This is a genomic window from Pseudomonas sp. 9.3L (assembly GCF_058536285.1).
On the sequence record NZ_JBZUBK010000001.1, the window covers coordinates 3,151,841 to 3,163,632 of the forward strand.

An 11,792-nucleotide genomic window follows, 5' to 3' on the forward strand; every position below is an offset into this window, starting at 1 on the left:
TCTACGTCCTCGCGGCACCCGTAGCAGCCCAGCTTGCTGGCGACCGGCGGCACCACGGCGTTGAGTCCGGTCGCGGCCAAGGCCGGCTGCTACGGTCTACGTCCTCGCGGCACCCGTAGCAGCCCAGCTTGCTGGCGACCGGCCACGCCACGGGGTTGGTGCTGGTCGCGGCCAAGGCCGGCTGCTACGGTTTACGTCGCCTCAGCCGCGCGCCTTGATCCAGCTCAGCCTTCACGGCGCTTATGGCCTCCCAAGGCACAAATTCCCCACATCGCTTTTGACAGGGCAACGCTCAGCGCTTAGGTTTGCAGCCTATCTGAACGCAGGAGCGGTCAATGCCTCTATGGAGCAACATCCCCCGTTGGATCGATATCGAGTTCTACGCAGATCGCCTAACCGGCACGCGCAGCGCATACGATCGCAACGCCAGCACAAGCCCCATCAGCGCGAGCAGCTCGTTACAAGCACCCAGTGTGGAGCTGATCGTTCGCCGGATCAGGTGCGTTCGCCGCGCTTGTAACCTGGCCGAACGCATGGCTGCCGACAACCTCTTGAAACGCTTTTCCGACCTCGATATTCGCAGCATCCTCGACGAACTGATCAGCGCCGTCACCGACATGGCCATGATCATCATCGGCAGCGTGTTGACCGGCGCCACGATCGGGGTGGGGTCGGCTTATTGGCCGGTGGCGTGGGCGCCTTCCCAGGGGCGGCGGCAGGCGCGGCAGTGGGGGTGCAGGCAGGCACCTGGATTCTGGGCGTGCTGGGGCTGGCCTCACTCGCTGAGTTCTTCACAGACGGCTTGAAGCCCATCGCCACCGGCTACCTGCGAGGGATCTCCACCGCCTGGAATGGTCCGCAAGAGCGCACCGGCAACCCGCTGGGCGGGTTTTCCAGCGACGAAATGTCCGCGCAACAAGGCGCATGGAACATTGCCCTGTCCCATGAAGCCGTTGTGGTGCTGCTACTGAGCGCAATGGTGGCGTACCTCACACGAGGCCGTGGCAACGCCTCTGTGCTGGCCAGCGAGATGCGCCGCAGCGAGCGCGGCGCAACGCTTGGCCAATGGATGGTCAAGCATGAAGATGCCTTGAAACAGCACCCTGATCTGAAAGCCCCCGAACCCCGGCGAGGCGCAATCAGCCCCCAGGGCGAGACGCCCCCGCATCACCCGAACGAAAAAGACAAGGCGGCTGCCAAAGGCACGCCAAACACCATGCCGCTGCACCAGGTTGAATGCTTCAAGGCAGATAAATTGCCAGCGTCCAAGGTTGGGGAGTTTGAACGCCAGCTCAAAGGCCAGGAGAATGGCCTGAACCGGCTCACGGTTGAGGAGTATCTGGAGAATATTGCTAATCCGGTGAAGCGCAGTAGAGCGGCTGCTCAGAGGGCGCGTGACGATTTGCGATCCAAGTTGCAGGAGCGCTTCCAGGAAGATTTCTCAAAAACAATGAGCCCATTTGATGCTGAAGCGGCGGCAATAAAAGAAGCCAAGAAAACTATGTCAAGCCTGGCAGGGCTACATAATCCCGACCTAACTGCAGGGGGTAAAGACATAATCGCCGATTTTGGGGACCGACAAGTAAATTCCAGCATCGGCCCTCAGTGGAAAAATAAAATTCAGAACCTGAAAAATGCAGCTGAAAATATACCTCTCTCAATGAGGGAAGGGACTTTTCTAAACGTAACCTTACATAAGTGCTAATCAGCTAGGGGCCTATTATGGATAAAGTATTTGCTAGATTTATAGAAAAATTTGATGGGCCAACGGATCGTCAGGAAGTACCAGTTTCAAGCCTTGAACGCTATAGAGGAAAGCTGCCCAATCAACTGTTAGAATACTGGGCTGAACATGGCTGGTGTGGCTATGGTGACGGTATTTTTTGGATCGTGAATCCACAAGAGTACGAAGGGGTAGTGGCTTCCTGGATTGAAGGGACAAAACTTGAAAAACGTGACACCTACCACCTTCTCGCACGTGGGGCTTTTGGCGATTTATATTTATGGGGAGAAAATACTGGCCCTTCACTTAAAATAACCAGTCTTTTTTCTCGATGCGTCATTCAAGATCTTGGAATAAAAAAGGACGACATGGACAGAGGGATTCAAAATTTCTTATTAACCAAGGGGGTGGAGTATAACGATTTTGAAGGTATGTTTAAGCGGGCCCGGAAAAAGCTTGGCACTCTAAAGCATGACGAGATGTACGGCTTTGTTCCTGCACTGATGTTAGGTGGGCCGGAGACGTTCGATCACCTTGAAAAAGTAAAAGCGGTCGAGCACCTTACATTCCTCGCGCAAATCGCAGAGCTTGAGCCCTACAGCTTTTCAGACGACTGACATGTGAAGTTAGAGGGCGCTTACACTTAAGGAGCGGGCCCGTTTAGGCCCGCCAACGGCATAGGTTACAGACGTCATACAGCTGAGCCGCTGTGCTTTTCTGGTGTATCCATGCACGCGGTTTATGTTCGAGTGCGTTAGAGGGTAACGCAGCGAGCGCAGCGCAACGCTTGGCCAATAAGAGGCCCTGAAACAGCACCCCGACCTGAAAGCCCCCGAACCCCGCCGAGGCGCAATCAGCCCCCAGGGCGAGACGCCTCCGCATCGCTCGAACGAAAAAGACAAAGCGGCTGCCAAAGGCACGCCAAACACCATGCCGCTGCACCAGGTTGAATGCTTCAAGGCAGATAAATTGCCAGCGTCCAAGGTTGGGGAGTTTGAACGGCAGCTCAAAGGCCAGGAAAATGGCCTGAACCGGCTCACGGTTGAGGAGTATCTGGAGAATATTGCTAATCCGGTGAAGCGCAGTAGAGCGGCTGCTCAGAGGGCGCGTGACGATTTGCGATCCAAGTTGCAGGAGCGCTTACAGGAAGATTTCTCAAAAACAATGAGCCCAGGCAGCGCTAAAATTGCTGCGCTTGAAGAAACCAGAAAAACCATGTCAAGCCTAGCAGGACTACATAACCCTGATCTAACCGCAGGGGGCAAAGACATAATCGCCGACTTTGGGGACCGACAAGTAAATTCCAGTATCGGCCCTCAGTGGAGAAATAAAATTCGGAACTTGAAGAATGCAGCCGAGAGCATACCTGCCTCAATGAGGGAGGCAACCTTTCTAAACGTAACCTTACATAAGTGCTGATCAGCAGAGGTATTTAATGGACGAAGTATTTTCTATCTTTTTAGATACTTTTGGCGGGCCAACGGATCGCCAGGAAGTACCAGCTTCAAGCTTTGAACGCTATAGAGAAAAACTGCCCAATCAACTGTTAGAGTACTGGGCTGAACATGGCTGGTGTGGCTATGGCAACGGTATTTTTTGGATCGTGAATCCACAAGAGTACGAAGGGGTAGTGGCTTCCTGGATTGAGGGGACGAAAATTGAAAAGCGCGATAACTATCACCTTATCGCCCGTGGCGCTTTTGGCGATTTATATTTGTGGGGAGAAAACACAGGCCCTTCACTTAAAATAACCAGTCTTTTTTCTCGATGCGTCATTCAAGATCTTGGAATAAAAAAGGACGACATGGACAGAGGGATTCAAAATTTCTTATTAACCAAGGAGGTGGAGTATAACGATTTTGAAGGTATGTTTAAGCGGGCCCGGAAAAAGCTTGGCACTCTAAAACATGACGAGATGTACGGCTTTGTTCCTGCACTGATGTTAGGCGGGCCGGAAACGTTCGATCATCTTGAGAAAGTAAAAGCGGTAGAACATCTGACATTCCTCGCGCAAATCGCAGAGCTTGAACCCTACAGTTTTTCAGACAGCTGATATGAGCTTAGAGGTAAGGAGCGGGCCCACTGAGGCCCGCTAATGGCACAAGTTACGCACGTCATACAGCCCAATCTGCGGTGCCGCTAGATAAACTCGAATGCTTTGAGGCAGAAAAGTGCCAGCGTCCAAGGGGATGAGGTGGCAAACCTTGCACAGCTTAGCCGCGCAAGGTTTGCCTGGAACGCGCCGATTGGCGCGTGGGAGCAATCAGTGGGACACCGCCCCCGTAGCACCCAGGCCGGTTTGCGAACGCACGAATTGCGGGAAGAACTTGGCCCGCTCTTCCTCGGCAGCCTTGGACTTATCGGTAATGGAGAAGAACCAGATACCCACGAAGGCCACGGTGATGGAGAACAGCGCGGGGTACTCGTACGGGTAGACAGGCGTAGCGTGGCCCAGGATCTGCACCCAGATGGTAGGCCCCAGAATCATCAAGCCTACTGCCGTGACGAGCCCCAGCCAGCCACCAATCATGGCGCCACGAGTCGTGAGGTTTTTCCAGTACATCGAAAGCAACAGCACCGGGAAGTTGCAGCTGGCCGCAATGGAGAACGCCAGGCCTACCATGAAGGCGATGTTCTGCTTCTCGAACAGGATACCCAAACCAATGGCCAGTACGCCGAGGGCCACGGTGGTGATCTTCGACACGCGGATCTCATCCTTCTCGTTTGCATTGCCTTTTTTCAGCACCGAGGCATACAGGTCGTGAGAGACGGCAGAAGCACCCGCCAGGGTGAGGCCGGCCACGACCGCCAGGATGGTGGCAAAGGCCACGGCGGAGATAAACCCAAGGAACACGCTTCCCCCAACTGCGTTGGCCAGGTGCACCGCTGCCATGTTGTTGCCGCCCAGCAGAGCGCCTGCCGCATCCTTGAACGCCGGGTTGGTACTGACCAGCAGAATGGCACCAAAGCCGATGATGAAGGTGAGGATATAGAAGTAGCCGATGAAACCAGTGGCGTAGAGCACACTCTTGCGGGCTTCCTTGGCGTCACTCACCGTGAAGAAGCGCATCAGGATGTGTGGCAGGCCCGCAGTGCCGAACATCAATGCCAAACCCAGCGAGAACGCAGAGATCGGGTCTTTCACCAGCCCGCCAGGGCTCATGATGGCCTCGCCCTTGGGGTGGACCTTGATCGCTTCGGCGAAGAGGGCATTGAAGTCAAAGTTCACGTGCTTCATCACCATCAAGGCCATGAAACTGGCCCCGGACAGCAACAGTACCGCCTTGATGATCTGCACCCAGGTGGTAGCCAGCATGCCGCCAAACAGCACGTACAGGCACATCAAGATACCCACCAGCACAACGGCCACGGCGTAGTCCAGGCCAAACAGCAACTGGATCAGCTTGCCTGCACCGACCATTTGCGCAATCAGGTAAAACGCAACCACCACCAGCGAGCCACAGGCGGACAGGGTGCGGATTTCCTTTTGCTTGAGGCGGTAGCTGGCCACGTCGGCAAAGGTGTACTTGCCCAGATTACGCAGCCGCTCGGCAATCAGGAACAGGATGATCGGCCAGCCCACCAAAAAGCCGATGGAGTAAATCAGCCCGTCGTAGCCTGAGGTGAACACCAAGGCGGAAATTCCCAGGAAGGACGCCGCCGACATGTAATCGCCTGCGATGGCCAGGCCGTTCTGGAACCCGGTAATACGCCCGCCTGCGGCGTAGTAGTCCGACGCGGAGCGGTTACGCTTGGAGGCCCAATAGGTGATGCAGAGGGTGGCGCCCACGAACACGACGAACATGACAATGGCCGCGACATTCAGTGGCTGCTTTTGAACCGCGCCGGTCAGGGCGTCTGCGGCCATGATCGAGGGCGCCAGGGCCATCCCGGCCAGTACCGCAAGAAGGCCGCGGCTCATGACTGCACCTCCTTGAGCAAGGCGTGGTTCATGGCGTCGAACTCACCATTAGCGCGGCGTACGTAAATGGCAGTAAGCACAAAAGCGGAGAGAATCAGCCCTACCCCGATGGGGATGCCCCAGGTGATGGATGAGTCGGCGCTGAGCCGAGTACCTAGCACCTGCGGCGCGTAGGCAATCAACAAGATAAAGGCTGCGTAGAGCCCAAGCATGATGGCTGAAAGAATCCAGGCAAAACGCTCTCGCTTGGCAACCAGTTCTTTGAAGCGTGGGTTGTTCTGAATCGTAAGGTAAATGCTGTCGTTCATTGTTTTTGTCTCCGCAGCATGGAGTGAGTGGAACATAGCTACTGTATGCCCAGGGTCAGAGAACAATAGACGACCTTAGTCGTAAGTGTAGGTGGGGTCGGGCCGCGCAGGTCGGGCCACGCAGGTCGGGCCTGTTATTGACTCAGTCATGGGGTAGGAGCTAACGGCAGTTAGCGAAAAGGGCCTGGCGTATGTTTCGCCAACTGGCGTTGTCTCCTACGGGAATTGGCATCACAGGTTCTACCGATGCCGTCTCTACTTACTTACCCGTCCAGTCCTTCACGCGGTCGGGGTGGGCTGCAACCCAGGCTTTGGCGGCGGCTTCGGGCTTCTCGCCGTTCTGGATGGCCAGCATCACTTCGCCAATTTCGACTTCATCTTTCCAGGTGAATTTTTTCAGGAATGCCACTACTTCCGGGGCCTTGGCTTCGAGGCCTTTGCTGCCTACGCTGTCTACGTGCTCGGCCGCGCCGTAGATGCCTTTAGGGTCTTCCAGGAAGCGCAGCTTCCACTTGGCAAGCATCCAGTGAGGCTTCCAGCCGGTGACTGCAATGGATTTTTGCTCGGGATAGGCACGACCCAATTCAGAGGTCATGGCCGCGCCAGAACTGGTGACTAATTTGTAACCCGTCAGCCCATAGGCCTTGATAGCCTCATCGGTCTTCATCACCACGCCAGAGCCTGCGTCGATGCCCACGATCTTCTTGTCGAAGCTGTCGTCGGTGGCCAGGTCTGCAATGCTCTTGGCCTTGACGTACTCAGGCACGATCAAGCCGATTTTTGCGTCATTGAAGTTGGGGCCGTAGTCCACCACCTTGTCTTTATTCTTTTCCCAATACTCGCCGTGAGTAACAGGCAGCCACGCTGAGAGCATCAGGTCCAGCTTGCCGGTGGCGACGCCCTGCCACATGATCCCGGTCGCTACGGACTGCAGCTTCACGTCATAGCCCAACTGCTGCTTGATGATCTCCGCCGCCACAAAGGTGGTGGCCACGCTGTCCGACCATCCATCCACATAGCCAATGTCCAATTGAGTCTTGGCCCAACTTGAGCCCGACCCCATCGCCAGCACCAATGCCGCACTTGCGCCCCATAGTCTTTGTGCTTTCATCTTCGCTCCTATTACGGGTGTGGCCGGTAGCCCCGGCGCTCTGTATTGGCAAGGTGCGCGGCGGCTCGCGCGTGTACGCAAATGTCTTGGTGATGCCGCGCACAACCGTCGGCAACGTGCCGACACCTTGATGATCGGCCTGTAGCGAGGCGGTGCCGGTTCCAGGCACGACCTGTAGCAGACGATCAGCGACAGCGGTCGGCTCCCAGCTACGCAAAAGCTGGAGGCTCGCCCGTTCCTTGCATGGGTTATGCGCCCCAGTCGCGGCCAGGGCCGACTGCTACAAAGAACGGCGTAGCAGCCCGGCTTGCCGGCGACTCAAGGCACAGAACAGCCGCAGCAGCCGACGCAGCGTGAACAGGTTAAGATCGGCGTTTACCTCGCTACCAGGCCTGTCATGCACCTGTCCACCATCCGCCTCTCTGCGTTATACGGGCTAAGCACCGCCCTGGCGCTGTGCGCGCTATTTGCCTGCTGGTACACCTTGGGGCAGCCCGTGGTCATGGCCGACGCAGTGGCGCCAGGGCAGCGCGTGCAATGCGCGTCCTACTCGCCGTTCGGCAAGGACCAGTCCCCGTTCGATCAGCCGCTGGCCATCCGCAGAAGCCAACTCGAAACGGACCTCGCGGTGTTGAGCAGGCACTTCAGTTGCCTGCGTACCTACTCCATGACAGGCCTGGAAGCCTTGCCGGCGATCGCCCGCGCCCATGGCCTGACGTTGATGCTGGGCGCCTGGGTGAATAGCAACCCGTCCGATACCCAGAAAGAGCTGGACGCGCTGGTGCGCTCCGCCAATGCCAACCCGGACGTAGTACGCGCCGTGATCGTGGGCAACGAAGTGCTGCTGCGCAAAGAAGCCACAGGTGAGCGCATGGCGCAGTTGATCCGCCAGGTAAAAGCACAGGTACGCCAGCCCGTTACCTACGCCGACGTCTGGGAGTACTGGACCTTGTACCCCCAAGTGGCGCCAGAGGTGGACTTCATCACCATTCATCTGCTGCCCTACTGGGAAGATATCCCTCACGGGGTAACCACGGCCTTGTCCCACATCGAGGCGATTCATGATGAGTTTGCTCAACGCTATGCGCCCAAGCCGGTAATGGTGGGCGAAACCGGTTGGCCCAGTGAGGGCCGCCGCCGTGAAACCGCCGAGCCGGGCCCCGTGAACCAGGCCCGGTTCGTGCGTGATTTTGTGCACCTGGCCGAGCGCTTGGGCTGGCAGTACAACCTGATCGAAGCCATTGACCAGCCCTGGAAGCGCAACAACGAAGGCGCCGTGGGCGGGTACTGGGGGCTGTTCAACGCTGACCGCGAGGATAAAGGCGTATTGGCCGGCCCGGTGAGCAATGTGCCTGACTGGCGCCTATGGCTGAGCGGCAACGTGCTGCTGATGGTGGGCGCGCTTGCCCTGGCGGGTCGGCCACGCTCACGTGCGGCAGCCTGCGCACTGCCCTGGCTAGGGGCACTGGCAGGGGTGAGCCTGATGAGTTGGGCGCGGCAGGTGATGGTCGAGGCACGCTATGCAGGTGAATGGGCCTGGATGATCGGCCTGGGCGTGCTGACCCTGTGGGCACTGGCTGACGCAGCCTTGCGGCTGAGCGTGCGGCCCAACCCGCTGAAGCCTTTACGCAGCGCACTCATGCTGGCCACCGGCTGTGCCATGGCGGTTGAAACCCTCTGGATGGTGTTTGATCCGCGCTATCGGGATTTTGCCACGGCGGGGCTGATGGTGCCGGTGCTGTGCCTGCTCTGGCGCCCTGCCCTACGGCCAACGCCGAGCACTGACCTGCTGGGCGTGGTGTGCGCGGTAGGCGTAGCGCCGCAGGTACTGCGCGAAGGGTGGCAAAACCCTTATGCCTGGGCCTGGGCGCTGCTTACCTGCGCAATGGCATGGGCACTGTTGGCACGACGTGTAGAGGCCGAACCCCTAAAGTAGCCGGCGCCTAACGGCCATCAGAGGCCGGTGGGCGCTGCACCCAACGCAGCCCCGCCGCCATCACCGCCACTGCTGCCAGGGAGGTGGTGTACAGCACCAGCGCGGGCACGCCCAGGGCCACGCTAATCAGCGCTGCCTGGCGGCCCTGCCGTCCCTTGATGCACCACGCCAGCAGGGCCATCGCCAGGCTTGCCCACGGCAGCAACCCCCAATGAATGACCAGCCCCAACCCCGCCCGCACCCGGCACAGCCACTGAGTTGGGGCCGCGGCGCAGGCGCCTACCCAGACGGCCTGCTCCATCAACCCGTAACGCACGCCGTATGCAGCGGCGAGCCAGGCGGCCAGCGCTAAAAGATACCCGAGGCGCTTCATGGTTTTCCCTTTCAAGACAGGTGATCCACCTGCGTGATACTAACTGCACAAAAGCGTGGCCACACTCTACATGTACGCAGCGAAAACCGTGTATTGTCTCGCCCCATCCACACTGTGCCGCCAGCGTGAGCGGCAGGGTAAAAAAACACCAGGGGTTGGCAACTTGCCACTACGGCGGTTGTCTAGTCAGCATCTCGTCGTCAGGAAACATCACATGCTCCGATCTTTGCGCCTCGCCGCCTTGCTAGGCGGCCTCGTCATGAGCGCGTTCTCGCTGGCCAAGGATATAGACCCTGCCAGCTACGGTTTCCCGCTGACGAACCCGTTCGAGGCCACCATTGCCTCCACGCCCCCGGATTTGCGGCCCAAGCTGCCCCTTGATGACGACATCGACCAGGCCGACTACACCCTGAACATCCGGCCGGAACGCGAATTCATCCTGCCGGATAACTTCTGGCCGGTGAAAAAGCTGCGTTACCGCATGGCCGAACAGGACCACGCCGCACCGTTGATTTTCCTGATCGCAGGGACTGGCGCGCCCTATAACAGCACCTTGAACGAATACCTCAAGAAGCTGTTCTATCAAGCCGGCTACCACGTGGTGCAGCTGTCCTCCCCTACCAGCTACGACTTTATGAGTGCGGCTTCGCGCTTCGCGACGCCGGGCATCAGCAGCGAAGACGCCGAAGACCTGTACCGCGTGATGCAGGGCGTGCGGGCGCAGCACCCCAAGCTTCCTGTTACCGACTACTACCTGACCGGTTACAGCCTTGGCGGCCTGGACGCGGCGTTCGTGAGCAAGCTGGATGAAACCCGGCGCAGCTTCAACTTCAAGAAAGTGCTGCTGCTTAACCCTCCAGTGAACCTCTACACGTCTATCAACAACCTGGACAAGCTCACCCAGACCGAAGTAAAGGGCATCAACAACAGCACCACCTTCTATGAATTGATGCTGAACAAGCTCACCCGTTACTTCCAGCAAAAGGGTTACATCGACCTCAACGAAGCCTTGCTGTACGACTTCCAGCAATCCAAACAGCACCTGTCCAACGAACAGATGGCCATGCTGATCGGTGTGTCGTTCCGCTTCTCCGCTGCCGACATCGCTTTTACCTCCGACTTGATAAACCGTCGCGGGCTGATTATTCCGCCCAAATATCCGATCCACGAAGGCACCAGCCTGACCGAGTTCATGCGCCGGTCAATGCAGTGCGACTTCGACTGCTACATGACCGAGCAGGTGATTCCCATGTGGCGTGCGCGGACCGATGGTGGCAGCGTGTTGCAGTTGATCGACCAAGTGAGCCTGTATGGCTTGAAGGACTACCTGCACACCAGCAGCAAGATCGCCGTGATGCACAATGCCGACGACGTGATCCTCGGCCCAGGCGACATCGGCTTCCTGCGCAAGACCTTTGGCGACCGCTTGACCCTGTACCCCTATGGCGGTCACTGCGGCAACCTCAACTACCGTGTAAACAGCGACGCAATTCTGGAGTTCTTCCGTGGTTAAACAAGCCCTGCTCATTGCCGCGCTGTTGTGCGCAGGCGCCGCCCAGGCCGAAGACGGCCGTGCCGCCACAGACCCGGACGGCTTCAAAGAGCCACTCAAGCAATTGTCGTTCAACCCTGGCCTGGACCAGCGCGAGTTCGAACGCTCCACCCTCAGCGCGCTGAATGTCTACGACCCACTGGAAAGCTGGAACCGCCGGGTATACCACTTCAACTACCGGTTCGACGAATGGGTGTTCCTGCCGGTGGTGCGTGGCTACCGCTACGTGACCCCAAGCTTCCTGCGCACAGGCGTCAGTAACTTCTTCAGCAACCTGGGCGATGTGAGCAACCTGCTCAACTCGCTGCTGCAACTCAAAGGCAAACGGTCTCTGGACATCAGCGGGCGCCTGCTGGTGAACACCACCCTCGGCGTGGCTGGGCTGTGGGACCCGGCTACCCACTTTGGGCTGCTGCGTCAGAACGAAGACTTCGGCCAGACCCTGGGGCACTACGGGGTGCCAGAAGGCCCGTACGTGGTGCTGCCTATCTTTGGGCCGTCCAACCTGCGAGACACCACGGGCCTGCTGACCGACTTCGCCGCGGAATCGCAAATCAACTTCCTCAACGTGTCCGAGGAAAGTGGCCGCCACCCGGAAATCCTGCTGCTGCGCGCCATCGACCGGCGTTACACCACCAGCTTCCGCTACGGGCAGCTGAACTCGCCTTTCGAGTATGAAAAAGTGCGCTATGTGTACACCGAAGCCCGCAAGCTGCAGGTTAACGAGTAACAGGTAGCAGCCTGGCTTGCCAGCAACCAGGCCCACCCTCACGACGACGGGAAATGATCGACCCTACCGATCATTTCCTTCTGAATAACTCAACCATCGATCAAGATAAACGGCCTACCATGGCGGCATTCTTCTCT

The 11,792-nt window shown here is 58.1% G+C and carries 9 protein-coding genes and 2 pseudogenes; 7 read left to right on the forward strand and 4 right to left on the reverse strand.

Annotated features, from left to right (window positions below):
* Positions 1–335: 335 nt before the first annotated feature.
* From AC4LE2_RS14450 to AC4LE2_RS14465, 4 genes and pseudogenes are all read left to right on the forward strand, one after another.
* Positions 336–1,705: pseudogene (locus AC4LE2_RS14450) on the forward strand (DUF6861 domain-containing protein).
* A 17-nt stretch (positions 1,706–1,722) separates the two neighbouring features.
* Positions 1,723–2,340, forward strand: coding sequence for a GAD-like domain-containing protein (locus AC4LE2_RS14455; protein ID WP_491826417.1), 618 nt, complete (start codon positions 1,723–1,725; stop codon positions 2,338–2,340).
* A gap of 181 nt (positions 2,341–2,521) precedes the next feature.
* A pseudogene (locus AC4LE2_RS14460) lies at positions 2,522–3,142 on the forward strand (polymorphic toxin type 15 domain-containing protein); the annotation flags it as partial.
* Between the two features lie 16 nt (positions 3,143–3,158).
* Positions 3,159–3,776, forward strand: coding sequence for a GAD-like domain-containing protein (locus tag AC4LE2_RS14465; RefSeq protein WP_491826418.1), 618 nt, complete (start codon positions 3,159–3,161; stop codon positions 3,774–3,776).
* A 210-nt stretch (positions 3,777–3,986) separates the two neighbouring features.
* On the opposite strand, the gene AC4LE2_RS14470 is transcribed toward AC4LE2_RS14465, so the two are convergent.
* From AC4LE2_RS14470 to AC4LE2_RS14480, 3 genes are all read right to left on the reverse strand, one after another.
* Entirely contained in the window at positions 3,987–5,645 is a 1,659-nt protein-coding gene (locus tag AC4LE2_RS14470; RefSeq protein WP_491826419.1) for a cation acetate symporter, read from the reverse strand.
* On the reverse strand, positions 5,642–5,953 hold the full coding sequence (locus AC4LE2_RS14475) for a DUF485 domain-containing protein (RefSeq protein WP_491826420.1): 312 nt from the start codon (positions 5,951–5,953) through the stop codon (positions 5,642–5,644). Before AC4LE2_RS14475 ends, AC4LE2_RS14470 begins: the two co-directional genes overlap by 4 nt.
* Before the next feature lie 259 nt (positions 5,954–6,212).
* Positions 6,213–7,064, reverse strand: a complete 852-nt coding sequence (locus AC4LE2_RS14480; protein ID WP_491826421.1) for a glycine betaine ABC transporter substrate-binding protein — start codon at positions 7,062–7,064, stop codon at positions 6,213–6,215.
* Between the two features lie 397 nt (positions 7,065–7,461).
* Here AC4LE2_RS14480 and AC4LE2_RS14485 point away from each other — a divergent pair, with 397 nt between their 5' ends.
* Positions 7,462–9,000, forward strand: a complete 1,539-nt coding sequence (locus tag AC4LE2_RS14485; protein ID WP_491826422.1) for a glycoside hydrolase family 17 protein — start codon at positions 7,462–7,464, stop codon at positions 8,998–9,000.
* Positions 9,001–9,007: 7 nt separating this feature from the next.
* On the opposite strand, the gene AC4LE2_RS14490 is transcribed toward AC4LE2_RS14485, so the two are convergent.
* Complete coding sequence (locus AC4LE2_RS14490) at positions 9,008–9,373, reverse strand: hypothetical protein (RefSeq protein WP_491826423.1); 366 nt, start codon at positions 9,371–9,373, stop codon at positions 9,008–9,010.
* 214 nt (positions 9,374–9,587) lie between these two features.
* Between AC4LE2_RS14490 and AC4LE2_RS14495 the strand changes: the two genes are divergently transcribed.
* Positions 9,588–10,886, forward strand: a complete 1,299-nt coding sequence (locus AC4LE2_RS14495) for an alpha/beta fold hydrolase family protein (protein ID WP_491826424.1) — start codon at positions 9,588–9,590, stop codon at positions 10,884–10,886.
* Positions 10,879–11,655, forward strand: a complete 777-nt coding sequence (locus AC4LE2_RS14500; protein ID WP_491826425.1) for an MlaA family lipoprotein — start codon at positions 10,879–10,881, stop codon at positions 11,653–11,655. Before AC4LE2_RS14495 ends, AC4LE2_RS14500 begins: the two co-directional genes overlap by 8 nt.
* The last annotated feature ends 137 nt before the right edge of the window (positions 11,656–11,792 follow it).

Bases quoted from the DNA above. Each gene is read 5' to 3' on its own strand.
- AC4LE2_RS14495 (WP_491826424.1), top strand. From the start codon at position 9,588: ATGCTCCGATCTTTGCGCCTCGCCGCCTTGCTAGGCGGCCTCGTCATG.
- AC4LE2_RS14480 (WP_491826421.1), bottom strand. From the start codon at position 7,064: ATGAAAGCACAAAGACTATGGGGCGCAAGTGCGGCATTGGTGCTGGCG.
- AC4LE2_RS14490 (WP_491826423.1), bottom strand. From the start codon at position 9,373: ATGAAGCGCCTCGGGTATCTTTTAGCGCTGGCCGCCTGGCTCGCCGCT.
- AC4LE2_RS14455 (WP_491826417.1), top strand. From the start codon at position 1,723: ATGGATAAAGTATTTGCTAGATTTATAGAAAAATTTGATGGGCCAACG.
- AC4LE2_RS14465 (WP_491826418.1), top strand. From the start codon at position 3,159: ATGGACGAAGTATTTTCTATCTTTTTAGATACTTTTGGCGGGCCAACG.
- AC4LE2_RS14470 (WP_491826419.1), bottom strand. From the start codon at position 5,645: ATGAGCCGCGGCCTTCTTGCGGTACTGGCCGGGATGGCCCTGGCGCCC.
- AC4LE2_RS14475 (WP_491826420.1), bottom strand. From the start codon at position 5,953: ATGAACGACAGCATTTACCTTACGATTCAGAACAACCCACGCTTCAAA.
- AC4LE2_RS14485 (WP_491826422.1), top strand. From the start codon at position 7,462: ATGCACCTGTCCACCATCCGCCTCTCTGCGTTATACGGGCTAAGCACC.